14 protein-coding genes are annotated in these 19,017 nt (G+C 41.0%); 2 read left to right on the top strand and 12 right to left on the bottom strand.

Annotated elements, in window-relative coordinates; genetic code table 11:
- Positions 1–92: 92 nt before the first annotated feature.
- From DVW06_RS06775 to DVW06_RS06740, 8 genes are all read right to left on the bottom strand, one after another.
- Positions 93–1,049 (bottom strand): DHH family phosphoesterase, encoded by a 957-nt coding sequence (locus DVW06_RS06775; protein WP_003128762.1) that lies wholly within the window; start codon positions 1,047–1,049, stop codon positions 93–95.
- A 47-nt stretch (positions 1,050–1,096) separates the two neighbouring features.
- Positions 1,097–2,428: a DRTGG domain-containing protein gene (locus DVW06_RS06770; protein ID WP_003128761.1), complete on the bottom strand. Its 1,332-nt coding sequence runs from the start codon at positions 2,426–2,428 to the stop codon at positions 1,097–1,099.
- 38 nt (positions 2,429–2,466) lie between these two features.
- Positions 2,467–3,150 carry a metal-dependent hydrolase gene (locus DVW06_RS06765; RefSeq protein WP_003128759.1) on the bottom strand — a complete coding sequence of 228 codons (684 nt, stop codon included), beginning with the start codon at positions 3,148–3,150 and terminating at the stop codon, positions 2,467–2,469.
- A 197-nt stretch (positions 3,151–3,347) separates the two neighbouring features.
- The gene (locus DVW06_RS06760; protein ID WP_003128757.1) at positions 3,348–4,790 is read right to left on the bottom strand and encodes an MFS transporter; all 1,443 of its coding nucleotides are present in this window, start codon (positions 4,788–4,790) and stop codon (positions 3,348–3,350) included.
- Positions 4,791–5,139: 349 nt separating this feature from the next.
- On the bottom strand, positions 5,140–6,822 hold the full coding sequence (locus DVW06_RS06755) for a ribonuclease J (protein ID WP_003128755.1): 1,683 nt from the start codon (positions 6,820–6,822) through the stop codon (positions 5,140–5,142).
- 120 nt (positions 6,823–6,942) lie between these two features.
- Positions 6,943–7,995 carry an aspartate-semialdehyde dehydrogenase gene (locus DVW06_RS06750; protein ID WP_137264518.1) on the bottom strand — a complete coding sequence of 351 codons (1,053 nt, stop codon included), beginning with the start codon at positions 7,993–7,995 and terminating at the stop codon, positions 6,943–6,945.
- Between the two features lie 305 nt (positions 7,996–8,300).
- Positions 8,301–10,085: a glycoside hydrolase family 13 protein gene (locus DVW06_RS06745; protein WP_003128752.1), complete on the bottom strand. Its 1,785-nt coding sequence runs from the start codon at positions 10,083–10,085 to the stop codon at positions 8,301–8,303.
- A 174-nt stretch (positions 10,086–10,259) separates the two neighbouring features.
- The gene (locus DVW06_RS06740; RefSeq protein ID WP_003128751.1) at positions 10,260–10,745 is read right to left on the bottom strand and encodes a MarR family winged helix-turn-helix transcriptional regulator; all 486 of its coding nucleotides are present in this window, start codon (positions 10,743–10,745) and stop codon (positions 10,260–10,262) included.
- Between the two features lie 138 nt (positions 10,746–10,883).
- Between DVW06_RS06740 and DVW06_RS06735 the strand changes: the two genes are divergently transcribed.
- Positions 10,884–13,226, top strand: a complete 2,343-nt coding sequence (locus DVW06_RS06735; RefSeq protein WP_003128750.1) for an ABC transporter ATP-binding protein/permease — start codon at positions 10,884–10,886, stop codon at positions 13,224–13,226.
- 257 nt (positions 13,227–13,483) lie between these two features.
- Here DVW06_RS06735 and DVW06_RS06730 read toward each other — a convergent pair whose 3' ends face one another.
- The 4 genes from DVW06_RS06730 to DVW06_RS06715 are packed head-to-tail and all read right to left on the bottom strand — an operon-like array spanning position 13,484 to position 16,873.
- On the bottom strand, positions 13,484–14,920 hold the full coding sequence (locus DVW06_RS06730) for a glycoside hydrolase family 1 protein (protein ID WP_005472648.1): 1,437 nt from the start codon (positions 14,918–14,920) through the stop codon (positions 13,484–13,486).
- The gene (locus tag DVW06_RS06725; protein ID WP_003128748.1) at positions 14,913–15,275 is read right to left on the bottom strand and encodes a PTS lactose/cellobiose transporter subunit IIA; all 363 of its coding nucleotides are present in this window, start codon (positions 15,273–15,275) and stop codon (positions 14,913–14,915) included. The genes DVW06_RS06730 and DVW06_RS06725 overlap by 8 nt, the downstream gene beginning before the upstream one ends.
- A 31-nt stretch (positions 15,276–15,306) precedes the next feature.
- Positions 15,307–16,539, bottom strand: coding sequence for a PTS sugar transporter subunit IIC (locus DVW06_RS06720; RefSeq protein ID WP_003128746.1), 1,233 nt, complete (start codon positions 16,537–16,539; stop codon positions 15,307–15,309).
- Positions 16,540–16,561: 22 nt separating this feature from the next.
- Complete coding sequence (locus tag DVW06_RS06715; protein WP_005472652.1) at positions 16,562–16,873, bottom strand: PTS sugar transporter subunit IIB; 312 nt, start codon at positions 16,871–16,873, stop codon at positions 16,562–16,564.
- A 125-nt stretch (positions 16,874–16,998) separates the two neighbouring features.
- On the opposite strand from DVW06_RS06715, the gene DVW06_RS06710 reads away from it, so the two are divergent.
- Positions 16,999–18,927, top strand: coding sequence for a BglG family transcription antiterminator (locus DVW06_RS06710; RefSeq protein WP_005472654.1), 1,929 nt, complete (start codon positions 16,999–17,001; stop codon positions 18,925–18,927).
- The last annotated feature ends 90 nt before the right edge of the window (positions 18,928–19,017 follow it).

Here is a 19,017-nt window from a genome sequence, read left to right as displayed (position 1 = left end):
AAAACTCACCGATCATTCCCCTAGCAAGTCCTAAGATTCCTCGCTGTTGGTTTTTTCTTCTGCAAAAGAACACTGATCACGACGAATAAAGTCTATGCTTGTTCTCGAAAAGCTGAAACTGCGGTCTGGATTTCTTGATAGATGGCTGCCACTTCTTCCAGATCCGCTGCATTCGCTCCGCTGGCAAGCGGATGTCCGCCACCATGATGACGTTTGGCGATCTCATTGATCACAGGTCCTTTCGAACGCATCCGGACCCGATAATAGCCTTCTGGCTGCTCAACAAAAATTGCCCATGCTAAGACATCTTCAATCTTCCCTGGTAAGGACACGATAGCAGATGTTTCTGAATCAACAACGCCAAAACGCTGTTGAATCTCATTTGTCAGAATCACTTTGCCAGCTCCTAGTGAATCAACTTCTAAATTTTCAAAGACATAGCCGGAAAGACGAGCCACTGCTCTCGAAACCTGATCAATCTCACGATTGATTTTTGGTGCATCAAAACCATAATCCAACAAATCAGCTGCGTAACGCAATGTCGCGGAGGTCGTTGCTGGGTACAGGAAACGACCCGTATCCCCTACGATTCCGGCATAAAGCAGGCGCGCAGCTTCTTGCGACATAGTAAGTTCTTCAGCGAACATTTTCCAGAATGCCGTAATCATTTCACTGCAGCTGCTAGCAGTAGTATCCACCCAGACCAAATCTCCATAAGGTTCGTCATTAGGATGGTGATCGATTTTGATCAATTTTGCACCATTGGCATAGCGCTGATCACTGACTCTTGGTGAATTGGCGGTATCGGTCACGATCACTAAGGCATTTTTGTAGACTTCATCCGAAATCTCCTGCATTTCTGCTAAGTAGTCTAGCCCTTCAACAGGCCCTCCCACTTGATAGATCGCTTTTTCAGGAAAACTAGCTCGTAAAATTTCTGCCAATCCAACTTGTGACCCTAGTGCATCCGGATCAGGTCGCTGATGGCGGTGAATAATAATTGTCTGATATTCCTTAATTGCTGTCAATATTTCCTCTTGTACGTTCATTGCATATCTCCATTTTCTAAGCATTTATCTGATGACTGCTGTTCGAATTAAGGGCGCTCCATTACTTGGCAGACGACAATTGCTTTAGCTACCATGGAATTTTCGATATAGACTTCAATATCGATCTTAGCAGATCGGCGCCCCAGCTCCAAAATTTTGGGCTGAATAATGATCTCACTTTCTAATTGGATCAAGCGGAAATAGTGTAGATTCACTTGTTCGATCCAGCTGTTTCGCCGCTGATTGACTTGCATCGTTCGTTTGGCAGCATTGGCGATCACTTCACTGAGCACACCAAAAGAAATCGTTCCTACTTCATTGACCATTTGTGGAGTCACAGCGAAACGAAAGTTTGGCTGTGCCAATTTATTGCCTTCAAAATCTTGTTCAATGATTTGGATCTGACCAGAAATCTGATCAGAGATCGTATCGGAAATCTGGGTCTGTCTTTGGACTAGTTGCATCGCCTTCATAATGTCTTGCCGAGTCACGATTCCGATCAAAGATAAGTCATCTGCTACTACTGGCATCACTTCCAAGCCATCCCAAATCATTTGATGACTGGCAGAAGCAACACTCATCTCTTTTTTCACGACTCGCGGTTCACGAGTCATGATTCGTTCAATGATTTGCGTATCGGGTTTTTCCAAAACATCTTTTGCCGTAATGATCCCAACCACGCGCATGTTCTTGTTAACTACCGGATAGCGAGAATGATTGGTTTCTTCTGAAAGACGTTTATAGTCTTTGACAGTGTCAAACGTATGCAGATACTTTGTTTTTTCCAGCGGCATATAGATATCGCTAACGAGCATAATATCTTTTTTGATCAGCTGGTCACTCAATGCCCGGTTGATCATCGTTGCAACGGTAAACGTATCATAAGTCGTCTGCAATATTGGCAGTTCCAGCTTATCGGCCAAACGACAGTTTTCTTCTGATGTTTCAAACCCACCAGTGATCAAGACAGCAGCACCATCTTCTAATGCTAATTGGTGAACTTCATTTCGATTCCCTACGATCACGAGCGATCCCGGGGTGATATATCGTTCCATTGCTGATTCTTTCATCGCACCGATAACAAACTTATTCAAGTCCTTATCTAGACCGGCTGCGCCTCCTAGAACCTCTCCTTCAATGATTTGTACGACTTCTCCAAAGGTCAATTTTTCAATATGTTTTTTTAACTTACGCTCGATCCTAATGGTTCCTACCCGTTGAATGGTAGAGACCAGACCGATATTTTCTGCATCTTTGATTGCCCGATAGGCGGTTCCTTCACTGACACCTAAATCCTTTGCGATTCCCCGTACTGAAATACGGTCTCCTACCGGCAAACTTTCGATATGCGCTAAAATCAAGTCATGTTTCGTCGCCATAATTTTCTCCTAGTTAATAAAATCCGTCAATCAGACGGTCAACAATCAATCGATTCTCCCACAGCCAAAACGGTGCCTACTCCCTCAGGCAGCAAGTCGATAAAAGCGGCGGGATCTTGTTTGATCAGTGGGAATGTGTTGTAGTGAACTGGTACAACTTTTTTTGCTTTCAATAAGTGGGCAGCTGCGGCTGCATCTTTAGGTCCCATAGTGAAGTTATCACCAATCGGCAAGAAAGCCACATCGATCGCAAATTGTTCGCCAATCAGTGCCATATCACCAAAGAGGGCTGTATCCCCCGCGTGATATATTGTTTTGCCTTCCGCTTCTAAAATGATTCCCGCTGGGTTTCCCATATAGATCATCTTGCCGTCTTCTTCCAGACCGGAACTGTGCTGAGCTTGAACGAACCGTACCTTGCCAAAGGGAAAAGTATATGAGCCGCCGATATTCATACCGTGAGTCTTCGTTACTCCCTTACTTGTTGCATACTGACAAACTTCCACTACACTGATAATAGGTGCTTCTGTACGTTTGGCAATCGCCACCATATCTCCTACATGGTCGCTGTGCCCATGAGTGATCAGCAGCCAGTCTGGATCAACTGTTTCTGCATCCAGATCAGTCATAGCGTTTCCATTTATAAAAGGGTCAAACAACAACTTTTGTCCATCTTCCAACTCGATCGAAAGAACCGCGTGTCCATGAAAAGTAATCTTCACAACAATTACCCCTTTCCTATTCATAAGTAATACAGACTAATATTTTCTATTATAACAGACTAATACAAAATTCCAAACAATCAATTCGGTGTATCCATTTCATTCATGACGTTATTCTTCTCTTAGTCAAGAAATCACAAAAAAACTGTTCTAGTCTTCAGAAAAAAGAACTAGAACAGTTTTTTTAGGTTCGCAGCTTACAGAGAATGTTTCTGGAAGCCACCTTGTTTTTTGATACGCCACATAGTCATCAATAGGGCCACAGCACATAAAAGAAACGCACCGAAGAAAGTAACTTTCATTCCATAATTGAAGATATCTGGTCGTCCATTGATATATGTCGTCACATGCTGACCATAGGCACTGCTCATCGCAGAATATAGAATCGTTGTGGACATTGCAATCCCTAGCACCATGCCTAGATTACGAGCAAAAGAGTTCAAGCTACCGGCCACTCCCAAATTTTCTTTGGTCACGCTGCTCATGACCATGGTATTATTCGGCGATTGGAACAAGGAATTTCCTAATCCCATGATTGCTGTAGCCACCACATAATACCAAATAGGTGTATGCTGGTTCATAAACATGTACATCAGTTGGGTAATCGATAGTAAGGCCAAGCCAATCAACACCAAGATTTCTGGACCGACTTGGTCTGTCAAATAACCGCTGATAGGCGATCCGATAACCATCATCAAAGGAAAGACCATCATCAACATCCCGGCTACACTTGGAGTCAACCCACGGGCATTTTGCAGATAAAATGGAATCACGACATTAACAAAAAAATTAGCAGAAAAGATCAGAAGTGCCGTAAACAAACTTAACGTAAAAATTTTATTTCGGAAAATGCTGAAAGTAATCAGCGGCATCGCCACCCGTTTTTCTACTTGAATAAAAGCAATAAAAGCAATGATTGCAACGAAAATCAATACTAATGGCAACCATGTCAAGAAGCCTTGCTCCTGACCGATGAAAATTCCACCGAAAAAGGTCAAGATCGCCACAGAGAATAGACCAAATCCACTTTTATCGATGGAGTTGCGGCTCATGGTGATATCTTTGGGTAAAATTTTCTCCCCGGCAATCATAGTCAGAATTCCGACAGGAACATTGATCCAAAAAATATAAGGCCATGAAAAATGAGACAATATGATCCCGCCTAGTCCTGGACCAGCAATTGATCCTAGCGACACGAAAGCGCCGATCATCCCCAGTGCCCGTCCTCGCTCACTAATAGGAAATACTTCCGTAATGATTCCAGTATTTGTTGCCATCGTCATACTTGCACCGATCGCTTGGACGACTCGTGCAAAGAGCAAAAAAGCCAACGAATGGTTGAACCCGCACAATAAAGAACCGATGGTAAAAATCAACATGCCGAGACGAAAGACCTTGATTTTCCCCCAACTATCGCCAATCTTACCAAATAGCAACAAACAAGCACAAACCACCATCAAATAAACCGACACGACCCATTCCGCTTGGTTCATGGGTACGGACATATTTGCCGATATCGTCGGCAACGCAATATTCACGATGCTGCCGTCTAATGTAGACATAAACGTGAACATCGCAACAGCAATCAAGATCCACCATTTTCTCTGCTGGACAAGCGTATCTTCTTGATAACTTTTCACTCAAAACCATCCTTTCGATCCAATCAATTTTCTTTTAACACGAGTTTCTTCGTGGAATTGTTTTTTATCCAGACATCACTCCAGCATTCGGACAAGTCAAATTAGCCAGACTAACAAAAATAACTGACACGCCTTGAGAGACCCCACCAATCCGCACCGGAAAACAGGAGCAATTTCAATGTTTGGTTATTGGAACACTTGCTTTAGACAACACCCTGTCAATGAAGACCTAGATATTATCGATCGGACAATGTTCTCGTATTTCTGCGCTATGTATCTAAAGAGACACCACAAAAATCAAAGCAAAAACTAGGACGTTTGTAGCTGGCGTCCTAGTTTTCTGGATGTTTTATTTGCGTGATCGATTTCTTTGACTGGATTCCATGATCACAGGCAAGATCACTGGTCGGCGTTTTGTCTGTTCAAACAAGAAGCGGCTTAAGCGATCTCGAATGTCTTGTTTCAATTTACTCCATTCAAACTCTTCATCATGCAAATGTTTTTCAACGATCTCTGCAACGATCTCACCACTTTCCCGAATCAAATCACGACTTGCTTTGACATAAACAAAGCCGCGGGAAGTGATTTGCGGTGCTGCAATGATTTTCTTTTCGCGACGGTTGATCGTTACGACTGCGACGAAAATACCGTCTTCAGATAAGACTTTACGATCGCGTAAAACAATATTGCCGATATCACCGACACCGATCCCATCGATCATGACATTCTCAGCTGGTACAGCACCAGCTGAATGCATTTCGCCTTTTTTGTATTCTAAAACATCCCCGCGTGCGGTAATGAAAATATTCTTCAACGGAATGCCCACTTCATGAGCCAAGTCCACATGTGCTGCCAACTGACGATATTCTCCTTGGATTGGTAGGAAATACGTTGGCTTCATTAAATTCAGCATCAATTGCAGATCATTCGGATTCGCATGACCGGAAACACGAAAATTATCTGAAATTTGCTTCACGGTTCCACCCGCTCGGTAAATGATATCTTCCGTTTTGGCAACGACCGTTTCCATAGCTGTCGTAGGCGTCGTCGTAATATAAACGAGATCCCCTTCTTGAATCCGTAATGTACGATGTGTTCCGTTCGCCATTTTCTGCAATGCTTTGATCGGTTCACCCATACGGCCAGTCTCTAGAATAAGCAATTGCTCATTGGCATACTTTTTCATTTCTTTTTGGGTGATCAGCAAATCCTCTGCTGGTAATTTTAGTTTACCCAACTTCATCGCAGTGCGGATGATCCGTCCAAAGTCCTGACCAGTCAAAACTACTTTTCGTCCGGAACGATATGCTGCATCCAGCACTTGTTGAACCCTCTGCAGATTGCTGGCTACACTTGCGACAATGATCCGACCTTCCCAATAGCGAATGTTGTCAAACACTTCATCTTGAATCGTCAATTCAGAAGCAATCGGTGCTGGGTTTTCTGCATTTGTTGAGGTGCTCAGCAATGCCAGAACGCCTTCTTTACCGATCTCTGCCAAACGTCCGAAATCCGTTTGATACATTGGGATAGCTGTTTGATCAAATTTGAAATCCCCTGTATAGACGATATTTCCAGCGCTGGTTTTGACGCTGATTCCGACAGAATCAGGAATCGAATGCGTTGTCCGGAAAAAGCTGATGGTTGCATGACCAAAATCGATTTCTGAATGTTCATCAATGATATGGAAATCTTTGAATTTCTTTGTTGCTTCGTTTTTTGCTACGGTCAATTTTGCCAATTCGATCGTTAGCTCTGTTCCAAACACCGGAACTGGAACATTCTCCAAGAAATAGGGCAGCGCCCCAATGGCGTCGGCATGTCCATGAGTCAAAAAGACCCCCGCTACGCGATCTGCGTTTTCTTCTAGATACGTGAAATCAGGAATGACCGTATCGATTCCCAATAACTCGTTTTCTGGATAACGGACACCGCAATCCAGAACAAATATATCCTCTCCAACTTCAGCAATGTACATATTTTTTCCGTTTTCACGTACACCACCGAGAGGAATGATTTTGATAGTTTCCAATCTATTCACCTCTTGATTTTTTTACACTATTTATTTCCCTAGCCTAAGCCGTCTCTTTCATTATACAACAAAAAAAAGAAAAGCGTGGCATTCGCTACACTTTTCTGAAAAACTTATGATTTACACTCGAACTAGAGACTGTTCATGCAGCGATTCTGCGATTTGGATAGAGTTCCAGGCAGCACCTTTCAGCAAGTTGTCCGCTACCACCCAAAGGTGCAGACCATTCGCTACATCTAAATCTTCTCGAATCCGACCGACGAAGGTCTCTGTCTTACCGACACTCGTCAGTGCTTGTGGATAAATCTGCTGACTTGGATCGTCTTGCAGAACTGCTCCGGGAGCTGCTTTGATCCACTCTTTGACTGCAGTCAATTCCGCAGGTTGTTTTGTTTCGATATAAATAGATTCTGAGTGCCCGCTAAAGACTGGGATCCGAACACAAGTAGCCGCTACTTGGATCGCTGAGTCTTCCATGATCTTTTTGGTTTCATTAATCATTTTCCACTCTTCATAGGTGTAATCATCTTCCGCAAAAACATCGATCTGCGGCAAGGCATTGAATGCGATGGGATAGTGTTTCTTGTCACCGCCCGCTGGCATGATCTCTGGTGCCAACTGATCAGCTGGTGTTCCTGACAAGTAAGCTTGAGATTCCCGTGTCAATTCTGCCATTGCCTTAGCACCGGCACCTGAAACAGCTTGATACGTCGAAACAATGATCCGCGATAAACCTGCGTGTTGCCGAATCGGTTCTAATGCCACCATCATCTGAATCGTTGAACAATTTGGGTTTGCGATAATCCCTTGGTGTTTTGCTAAAGCATGAGCATTTACTTCGGGAACCACTAAAGGGACATTCGGATCCATTCGGAAGTAGCTCGTATTGTCGATTACGACCGCACCGCTTTTAACCGCTTCTGGGGCAAATTGCTTGGAGATACTGCCGCCAGCACTAAATAAAGCCAAATCTACTCCAATAAATGAGGTCGTAGTTAATTCTTGAATGACCAAAGTGGCTCCTTTGAAGACACAGGTTTTCCCAGCTGATCGCTTTGAAGCCAATAGAATCAATTCCTTGATCGGCAATGTAGTCTTTTCTAACATCTCAATCATTTTTGTTCCAACTGCGCCAGTCGCACCAACAACAGCTACCCGGTACCCTCTATCCATTTGATCACTCCTCGAATAAAAATACATTTTTACTAGTTTATCATATTTAAGCAAAAAGAAAAGACCTTACATAAGCATTCTCAGAAAGAAAAAGAAAAAATCTGAAAATTCCCTCTTCTTTCGCTTTTTTTCAAAAAAGGGTTATTTTTCGACTGTTATTATTTGTCACATCTACGGGTTATAGGCTATAATATTAGTAGAAAGAATTTTGGGGAAGATTCTTTCCAACGTGCATGGGGAAATAAAACCCAATCAGCCTAAATGAGGCAAGACCTGTTTTAACAGATCTTGCCTCATTTTATTTTTTAATTATTGCTGATTTCATTGTTGATTTTTGCAATGACAAATCCTTTATTATCAATGATCATTGTCTCATCTTCGATCTGCATAAACTGATCTAATAAAATTTCCTCTGGGCAAGACAATGTGAGTTGGTCTTCCCCGGTATTAAAGATTCCAATGATTCGTTGCGCACCTAATTCCCGCTCAAAAATGATCAATCCTTCTTCTTCAGAAATCACGTTCCAATTCAAAGAGCCCTCTGAAAGGATTTTTTGATGACTCTTGCGCAAATGAATCAAATCAGTTGTGAAGCGCAACAAATCGCGGTCTTGTTTTTCTTCTTCCCAAACCATACATTTCCGGCAATCCGGATCCATATCCCCGGTCAAGCCGATTTCATCGCCATAATACAGGCAGGGAACCCCTTGCTGCAAGTAGGTAAAAGCCATCACCTGCCGCATCAGGTCCTTATCGCCTCGTGCCAATGTCAATAGACGCGGCGTATCGTGAGAATCCAAAATATTGAATTGGACTTGATTTGTCTGGTCCCGATAAAGCATCAATTGATTATTTAGTTCCGAGACCATCTTTGTCATTGATATTTCGCCTTTGACGAAGTATTCAATGATTGCATCTGTAAAAGCATAGTTCATGACTGCATGGAATTCGTCCCCTTGGAGCCATCTTTGAGAAGAATGCCATATCTCTCCTAAAATATAAAAATCGTCTTTGGCTTCATCACAGACCTGACGAAATTTCTTCCAGAAATTATGGCTCACCTCATTGGCTACATCCAAGCGCCAAGCATCGATATCAAATTCTTCGATCCAGTAACGAGCAATTTTCAGGAGATAGTCTTGAACATCCGGATTCTCTGTATTCAGCTTCGGCATATGCGGGGTAAATGCAAACACATCATACGTGATATCATAAGCATCTTCAAAATCTTCGCCTTCTTTATAATTGACAGGGAATTCATTGATATGGAACCAATCGGCAAAGGGAGAATCTGCACCATTCTTAATGACATCGAGCCATTGGTGGGAAGTATCTCCTATGTGATTGAAAACTGCGTCAAGCATGACCTTGATTCCTCGTTTATGACATTCCTCCACCAACCGTTTAAAGGTCTCGTTATCCCCAAATGCCGGATCAATCGCTAAATAGTCGATGGTATCGTATTTGTGGTTGGAGTAGGCTTCAAAAATCGGACAGAAATATATCCCATTGATCCCTAGCGAAACGAGATAATCCAGATGGTCGATCACACCTTGTAAATCTCCACCAAAAAAATCTTGCCGATCAGGATTTTTGGACCCCCAGGGCAATGTGCCTTCAGGATCATTCGATGGATCGCCATTGGCAAAGCGCTCCGGAAAAATTTGATACCAGACGGTTTCTTTGACCCATTCCGGCACTTTGAACCGATCCGCTTCTTGAAAGTAAGGCATCCGGAAATAATTGTTGTTCATTTCTAAGTATTGCTCTTCAAAAGGATAGACCCCATGATCCCCATAAAAAACATGGAGACCGTCAAAACTTTCAATTGAGAAGCCGTAAGACAATCGGCGAAATTCTGCACTTACAGTCACTTGCCAATAATCATGCAAGTCCGTAGACAAGATTTTATCCATTTCGATCCTTCGTTGGTACCAAGCTTCTTTGTATAAGGTATACGGATCCCCGCATAATAATTGCACGTGACGCACATCTTGACGAGCTGTGCGCAGCCGAATGTGCATTTTGTCTTTTTCAAATAAATAAGCAAATTCACTTTCTGGACGATGATAAATAGCAGTAGTATTCATAGCAGACTCCTTTAATTATTTGTTGCCTCTATTTTCCCACACACAAGAAGAGAATACAAGCAAAATATGCAATCGATTGCTTTATCCTATTCTTTTTACAAAAGGGCGAGAAATATAATAGAAACATCAAATAACACAAACGAAGCAATCGTTTGCATTGCTATAAATTGGGGATCATTTACTTGGTTTAGAATTGTTCGAGCAAGCGTGTTCTTTTAAAATGTCATACTTCCGCAACAAACCAATCACTGTAGTCAGCGCCTGATAAAGCTCTGTAAAATCCGAAGGGCGCATTGCCGAAACCTTCTCATTCAAGCGATCCTCAATTTGTTGTTTTTTGCGACTAAACAATTCTCTTCCCGCTTCACACATAAAGACATTGACGCTGCGCCGATTCGTTTCATTGGTTTTGCGAATGACAAACCCAGCTTTTTCCAATCCAGCAATCGAACGACTAATCTGGACCTTCGATGTGCCGATTTGTCTTGCTAATTCCGACATCGTCATCCCTTCATTAGCTGCGATGATAACCAATTCAAGTATTTCCATCTTTGTCAATTTTAAATCTTCAAACCCAACTTCTTCAAACAAAAGGTTTCCCAGTAGTGAGAAAACTTCTGCAAATACTGATATATCAAACTTCTCTATCGCTTTTGTCATTTTCTCCCTCTTTTCTTCTCTATAGTTTAGTATAAGAACTTCTGCAAAACAATAACGATTGTTGATTTTTGTTAACTGTTATGATAGCTTTTAAACAGGATGAAAAAAACATGAAAATGGCAAGAAAAGAGTGACAGCATGCTAGAATTAAAAGATATCAAGAAGTATTATAAAGTAGGATCAAGTACCACCAAAGCATTGGACGGTGTCTCGGTTGCTTTCCGAAAACAAGAATTTGTAGCCATTTTGGGACCAAGCGGCTCTGGAAAAACCACCATGCTAAATGTGATCGGTGGATTAGACAACTACGACTCTGGAGACATGGTCATTAATGGAAAATCGACCAAATCTTTCAAGGACCGTGATTGGGATGCCTATCGGAACAATTCGATCGGTTTTGTGTTCCAAAGTTACAATTTAATCAGTCATTTGGGGATTATTGATAACGTTGAGCTAGGAATGACACTAAGCGGTGTTTCAAAAGAAGTCAAACGAGCGAAAGCCGAAGATGCGCTGACACGGGTTGGTCTTGCGGACCATATGCACAAAAAGCCAAATCAACTTTCTGGTGGGCAAATGCAGCGGGTAGCGATTGCCCGAGCATTAGCCAACGACCCAGATATTCTGCTTTGTGATGAACCGACGGGTGCGTTGGATTCAGAGACTAGCGTCCAAATCATGAAGCTGATCCAAGAGCTTTCCAATGAAAAGCTCGTAATCATGGTTACCCATAACCCGGAACTAGCGAATCAGTATGCAGATCGAATCATTGAGTTCAAGGATGGTCGAATCTTAAAAGATTCTAACCCGCATATTGAAGAACAAAAGAAAGATCAATTTGAATTAAAGCACACGAAGATGAGTTTCCTCACTGCATTGCGTCTTTCTTTCAATAATATCCGGACAAAAAAAGGCAGAACTTTCTTAACGGCATTTGCTTCAAGCATTGGGATCATCGGCATTGCCATCGTCTTGTCTTTATCGACCGGATTCCAAAAGCAAATCGATAATACACAGTCTGAAACATTGGCCCGTTTCCCGATCACGATCTCTAAAGTAACGACGGAACAAGACCCTTCTGCAATCAGTACTCGTACTAAAGAAGAGAATTTCCCGTCCACTAAAGAAGTGACCGCAAAACTGAGTGACGCTGACCGGGCAACCCATATCAATAATATTGATCAGGACTTTCTTGACTATCTCAATAAAATTGATCCTGAGTTAAGCAACAACATTGGCTACACTCGTTCGACTTCGTTGAACTTACTGCGTAAGGTCGATGATAAAGTAGAACAAGTCAGCTTTTCAAATGCTTCAGCTGATAACGAGCAGACAAATGCCATGATGTCCGCAATGAGTGCTTCGACGGGAATCGGCGTTTCAACCTTCCCAGAACAACTATCTGAGGAAAACGGCAACTTCCTGAAAGACAACTATGATTTGCTGCAGGGAGAATATCCTGCATCAGCAAATGACGTTGTACTGATCGTTGACGAGAACAACGTGACGAACGTCAACGCATTGATCAACTTAGGATTTGATATCAAAGACGGCGATAAAGTGTCTTTCGATGATATCGTAGGAACAACAGTCAAGTTGGCACTTAACGATGCCTTTTATACTGAATTGCCAACTGGGAACTTTATCCCAAATCAAGATTTAACAGCTGTTTATGACAACAGTGCAAATAAAGAATTAAAAATCAGCGGGATTTTACGTATCAAAGAAAAATCTACGATGAATTTGCTTTCTACCGGGATCGCTTATAGCGATGCATTAGCCCAAGAAGTTATCAAAGAAAACAAAAACTCGGCAATCGTCAAAGCCCAAAAAGACAGTGATATCAATGTTATGACCAACGAAAAAATCGATGCTAGCACGCGCGATTCTCTAATCGATTACTTAGGTGGCAGCGACTTGCCAAACAGTATTATGATCTATCCAAATGATTTTAGTTCCAAAGAAAAAATCTTGGACTATCTTGATGCTTACAACAAAGGCAAAGATCGTAAAGATCAAATCGTTTATTCTGATTTAGCTGGAACCATGACGCAATTGACCGGCGGCTTGATGGATGCCATCACTTATGTTCTGATTGCTTTTGCCGCTATCTCATTAGTGACGAGCATGATTATGATCGGTATCATCACCTATACTTCAGTTTTGGAACGTACGAAAGAAATCGGCGTCCTAAAAGCTTTAGGTGCGCGTAAAAAAGATATCACTCGTGTCTTCGATGCTGAAACATGTATCCTTGGGATTGCTTCTGGTGCATTAGGTGTCTTGATTGCTTGGTTAGCTACTTTCCCAATCAACGCGGTCTTATACAATATGACTGATCTGGAAAATGTTGCACAACTGAATCCAGTCCATGGATTGATCTTAATTCTGGTCAGCACGATCCTAACCATGATCGGCGGCCATATCCCAGCACGGATGGCAGCAAAAAAAGATGCTGCGATCGCTTTGCGGGCAGATTAATTCTTTCTAACTAGTCACAGCTAAAGAGAGCATTACAGCTGTCAGTTAATGGTGCTCTCAGCAAAACAAAAAGTACTCGAAAAGTCATTTTCGAGTACTTTTTGTTTTATGCCTGCGATAAGCTCTTTTGTAACCTGAAAATCCGGGCTATAGAGGACTGCTCCTTTGAGTTTGTGGATGGTCTGCTTCCACTAAAAGAAAGCATTCAGCTAGAGCAGCCAGCACTTATCTTCTATTCTCTTTAACTCTCTTTAATCTTAGTCAATGATTTCTCCATTACTGCGGATAACTCTTTGATACCAAGCAAAGCTATCTTTTTTGATTCTTTCGCCACTGCCTTTTCCATAATCATCACTATCTACATAAATAAATCCATAGCGTTTGCTCATTTCACTAGACGAACAGCTGACTATATCAATGGGTCCCCAAGCATAGTAACCGCGCAGATCCACACCATCTTTGATTGCTTCTTTCATGGCTCGAATATGATCTCGATAATACTCTATACGATAGGAATCATGAATGCTCCCATTTTCCAATTTATCAAAATAGCCAATCCCATTTTCAGTGATATAAATTGGACACTGATAGCGATCATAAAACTCATTTAAAAGAATTCTCAAGCCAATGGGATCAATTGTCCACCCCCAAGGATTTGCTGGTAGTTCCTTATTTCTGTGTGGTCCTAAATCCTTATCGTAAGAGTCTTGATCGCATATTTGTGTATAGTAGTAAGAAAAAGACATAAAGTCTGCCGTATGCTTCAGTGCTTCTTCGTCATCTTCTCCAAAAGTTACATGAATGCCTTTATCATCAAAGTAACGGAAAGCATAACCAGGATAGCGGCCGCGAAGTAAGACGTCTGCAAAGAAATACTCCATTTGATTTAATTTTAATGCAGCTAGAACATCTTCCGCCTTGCTAGATGCGGCATAAGATGGACCGCCACAAAGCATCATGCCGATCTCATTATCTGGATAATGTGCATGCGCATATTTTGTAATCAATGCACTAGCAACCATTTCATTGTGTACTCCTTGATATTTAGCAGAAAGCAAATCCTCTACTGCATCCTCAGGAATTCCAAGATGATTGAACGATTCATGGACAATTAAATTGATTTGATTAACCACTATCCACTTCTTTACTTTGTCATGATAGCGATCTAGCAGAACTTGACCATAACGGACAAAGAAATCAATAACTTCTCTTGAATACCAGCCTTTATACGAAGTTGTCAAATGAAGTGGCATTTCATAGTGAGACATTGTGATCATTGGTTCCATACCATTTTTTATTATTTCATCAAATAAATCGTCATAAAACTGCAAACCCGCTTCATTCGGCTCCAACTCATCTCCGTTTGGAAAAATTCTTGCCCAGTTGATAGAAGTCCGAAATGTTTTTAGCCCTAATTCAGCAAGCAATTTCAAGTCATCTTTATACGTGTGATAGAAATCAATTCCCCACCGTTTTGGAAAAATTCGCTCTGTACTGTTCATTGCTTCTTTGATATAAGCTGTCGTTATTTCCATATTAGATTTCTTTTCTAAGTCAACATCTGGAAGAAACTCATTAATATCTGCCACACACCAGCCTTTTCCGTCTACATCCCACGCACCTTCAGCTTGATTAGCTGCAATAGCACCGCCCCATAAAAAATCTTTTGGAAAACCTTCAGGTATTTTAGTCATTTTCTTCCTCTCTTTCCAGTCTACTCTCCAATTGCTCAATGCGCCGATCATAGGCTTTAAAAATTGCCAGCATGCGTTTAGCAATATTTATCTCACTGTAAATAGTCATCAATGTATCCTGTGCATGTGCGAACAACACAGAATACTCTCCATCTTCACCAGATGTTTCAGCCGTAATTGCATCTGTCTGTATGCGGTGTGCCTGTACAATCTCCTCATTTGCTTGCTTTATTTCCACTTCAGCCAGTGCAAAATCATATGATTCAATCGCTTTCAAGGCATCCATACAATGCTTTCTGGCATCTCCAGCATGTAGAATTATCTGCATGGCATGTTGAACGATTTGTTCTTTCACCATTCTAAGACCTTCTTTCACAATTATCTTTCTATACTCTTTCAGTTGCTTCAGCAGCTTCTCTTTCGCATTCTTGTTTTTCATAGGCTTTAAAAAATGGATACCAAATCGCTGCCGCCACGACAAAAACAATCAGCATTAGCAGAATGCCTGAAATTGTTCCGGTAGTTAGCCAAGTGGCAATCGGAAATGGACAGTACCACATTTGAAACATGACTGTTGGAATAGGTGCAAAAGCAATGACTTTCGTAAATAACCAGACAATTAATGGCAATATCAACCCTTGTAACCACATCGGGACCATCAATAGTGGATTCCAAGCAATACAGCCAAAAACAATCGGTTCATTGATATTAAAAATCGTCGGAGCAACCGAAGCCGTACCCAAGGCTTTTAATTTTTTTGATTTGGAGCGCATCAACATAAAAACAAGAGGCATTGTACAGCCGATACCGCCAATCCATAGATAAGCAGAATAAATAGTTGGATCAGTTACTAAATTCATTGCCTTTCCGTCAATATTTGCTTGAATAGCAGTCAATAAAACTGGATTTAAAACAGGCGTTAATACCCATGTTGAAATTCCCAACGAATAGAGGAAACAAACAATCAACATCATCAATGAAAAGCCCCATGGCGTCTCAATCACACTTTGTAATGGCATAAAGATGGCTAGAACAGCATTGTAGACATCAAAGCCAAGAAGATCAACGAAGATCCATCCGGTAAGGACAACAATACCGATTGGCAGCATAGCATCAAACCAAGAGCGGACAAAATCGGGAATCACCGATTCCTCACTGAAAAAAGAAAACTTTCCAAATAAATTCAACACCATACCAGCGAATAGTCCTGCAACAATTGCAATAAACATTCCCCCTGCACCAAGCGCACTATGACTAAAACCAGGTTCTCCGTCAGCAATGACTTGTGGAGAAATAATAATCAAAAATAAGATGATTCCAGACATTCCAGCATTGATTCTTTGCTTACGCAGTCTTTTTTTCTCCATCAAGTTGAAAGGAATCAGAAAAGATATGACAAGTGAGATCATCCCCATCGTCCATCCGTATGGCGTCCAGAAATTGGGTAAACTTGGAAAATAATCATTTAAAATTGCCAGCATACAAAAGACCGATCCTAAGAAAATTAATGGCAAAGCCTGCATGATTGAGTCTTTAAGAGTCACGATCCAAACGTTATGATTGATTTTATTCATTTTGGGCGTAAAGCTGTTTTCCAGCCAGTTAATTAAGGATTGCATTTTATTCCCTCCATTCTGAAAGCTACTGTACCTCTTCCAACAAGTGATCCAAAGCTTGTTTTCCGTTTAATGTGGCATAGTATTCAGGCTTCATCAAAATCACTTTCACTGGTGCATCACCAACAAATTCTTCTACTTCATCCAAAATATACGCCAGATGGGGACCAACCATTAACGCATCAATGTCGTCAATGTAGTTTTCAATCTCACTTTCACCGCGAGCAGTAATTTTTATGTCCAATCCTTTTTCAGCAGCAGCTTTGCGAATATTAGCAGCCATAAAACCTGAGCTGGCTCCAGATCCACACACAAGTAAAACATTCAATTTTTTCATGATTTTTCTCCCCCAATTCATTTTTCATTGATAGCGCTATCAATTACAGTTATACTATAGTCAATCTACAGCGGTGAAACAAATATTCTTTTGCACTGCAGTGGTGAAAGAGAGGGTGTCAGCCAATGAAAGCAAAGTATATAAAACTTCTTCACTATCTAAATGAGCAAGACAATTGGGTTTCCTCCACTCAATTAGCGGAAAAATTTGGGTTATCCAAACGGACGATAAAATCGTATATCGCAGATATTCAAGACAATGAATCTGATTTGATCCTTTCTTCAAACAAAGGCTATCGAGTGATAGCAAGTAATCTGGTCACTTTTTTCAATAACACAGAAACAAGTGTCCCTGAAACACCTACTGAACGAACTGCTTATCTCCTTTTGCGACTGATTTCAACCGAGGAAGCTCTATCTGTTTATGATCTAGCAGAAGAACTATTTATCAGCGAGTCCACATTATTGAGTGATGCAAAAAAACTTAAAAAAAAATGTTCTGAACTGGCTATCGAAGTCAGACTAACCAAAGATACACTACAGTTGATTGGGACAGAAAAAGCGAAAAGACAATTAATCCATCAGACATTGCTATCCGAATTGGATAATCATTTCGTTGATATGACTAAGCTACAAGAAAGTTTTATAGATTTTGACCTTGATTATATCAAGGAAATTATTGCCGAACTTTTTTCAGACTATGATTTTTTCACGAATGATTATGCGTTAACAAATATAGTTATTCATCTAGCAATTGCCGTAGACCGTATGAAAGGAAATTTTCAGTCTCCTGAAGCAGAAGCTCAAGCGCCTCACTCAATCCATCCGACAGTACTAAAAATTTCCGAAAAAATCGCGGAAAAAGTAGCGGAACGGTACGGTATTCGTTTTCCCAAAGAAGAAATTCGTGATTTAGCTATCCTAATTTCAGCGAATGGAACTAGCGTGAATTTCACTCAAATTTCACCTGATGAGTTAGAGAAGGTCACGGACAAAAACTGCCTTGACTTAGTAAGAAAAATTCTAGCAAAAGTGGATGAATTATACTTTATTGATGGCAATGAACCTGAGTTCTTCATTCGATTTGCCCTCCATATAAAGAATTTACTGTATCGGATCAATAACGGCTACTCTTGTAGAAACCCAATGACAGAAACACTAAAAAAAGAATGTCCGCTCATCTATGATTGTGCCGTCCAGGTTTCTCATGTCATTCAAAAAGAAATCGGTTATACGATTAGTGAAGACGAAATTGCCTACATAGCTTTTCATTTAGGCTATGCGTTAGAAATTCAAAAACAGCGTACGAATAAAATAAACTGCACGATTCTAGTGCCTCATTACTACAACATGAATATTCAGGTGATGGAAAAGCTTCAGAAAAATTTCTCTGATGACCTTGAGATCCAGAATATTCTTACTAGTGAAAAAGAGTTGCAGTATGTAGATACAGAACTGATTGTGTCTGCTGTTAAACTGAAGCAAGTGATCGCTACCCCATACGTGATCATTAATCCTTTTTTTACCCTTGAAGATCGGCAACAAATTACCGCCAAGATCTTTGATATCAAAGAAAAAAAACGAAAAGAACAATTTGTGAAAACCTTTCTATCGCTTGTTGATAAAAAGCGATTCTCATATACAACTGAAAATCAAAACTCCGCAGAATTGCTCAAACAATTATGTGGTCAAATGAAAGAAGAAGGAATCGTGGACGAGACCTTTTATCCACAAGTAATTGAGAGGGAGCAACTTTCTTCTACTGCCTTTGGTTCAGTGGCTATTCCACATTCACTGACAATGAATGCCAATCGTACGGGGGTTGCGATTGCCGTCAATCCAAAGGGGATCCAGTGGGGAAATAATCGTGTCACATTGGTTTTTTTGATTTCCATCAATTACCATAACCGTCATGTGTTTCGGGAAATTTTTGATGATCTGGCCATGATTTGTACAGATGAACAAAACATTCATAAATTAAGTGCCATAACCACCTTCGATGAATTTGTAGACACGCTGACACAGTGTTTTATCAGCAACAACACAAAACAATGATACTTTTTATTATTGATAGCCATACACGTCGCACAATAGTGGGCAGCCTCTTGGCTGTTCTTTGATTAATAAACTTGGTTATTAACATTC

The organism is Enterococcus sp. ARL09-542 (assembly GCF_005234805.1).
GTDB classification, from domain to species: Bacteria; Bacillota; Bacilli; order Lactobacillales; family Enterococcaceae; genus Enterococcus_D; species Enterococcus_D gallinarum.
Note: the sequence above shows the minus strand (reverse complement) of the source record. Positions and strands in the feature narration are given on the sequence as shown.

Coding starts and splice junctions, on each gene's coding strand:
- DVW06_RS06775 (WP_003128762.1), bottom strand. CDS start 1,049: ATGAACGTACAAGAGGAAATATTGACAGCAATTAAGGAATATCAGACA.
- DVW06_RS06770 (WP_003128761.1), bottom strand. CDS start 2,428: ATGGCGACGAAACATGACTTGATTTTAGCGCATATCGAAAGTTTGCCG.
- DVW06_RS06750 (WP_137264518.1), bottom strand. CDS start 7,995: ATGGATAGAGGGTACCGGGTAGCTGTTGTTGGTGCGACTGGCGCAGTT.
- DVW06_RS06745 (WP_003128752.1), bottom strand. CDS start 10,085: ATGAATACTACTGCTATTTATCATCGTCCAGAAAGTGAATTTGCTTAT.
- DVW06_RS06740 (WP_003128751.1), bottom strand. CDS start 10,745: ATGACAAAAGCGATAGAGAAGTTTGATATATCAGTATTTGCAGAAGTT.
- DVW06_RS06735 (WP_003128750.1), top strand. CDS start 10,884: ATGCTAGAATTAAAAGATATCAAGAAGTATTATAAAGTAGGATCAAGT.
- DVW06_RS06730 (WP_005472648.1), bottom strand. CDS start 14,920: ATGACTAAAATACCTGAAGGTTTTCCAAAAGATTTTTTATGGGGCGGT.
- DVW06_RS06720 (WP_003128746.1), bottom strand. CDS start 16,539: ATGCAATCCTTAATTAACTGGCTGGAAAACAGCTTTACGCCCAAAATG.
- DVW06_RS06715 (WP_005472652.1), bottom strand. CDS start 16,873: ATGAAAAAATTGAATGTTTTACTTGTGTGTGGATCTGGAGCCAGCTCA.
- DVW06_RS06710 (WP_005472654.1), top strand. CDS start 16,999: ATGAAAGCAAAGTATATAAAACTTCTTCACTATCTAAATGAGCAAGAC.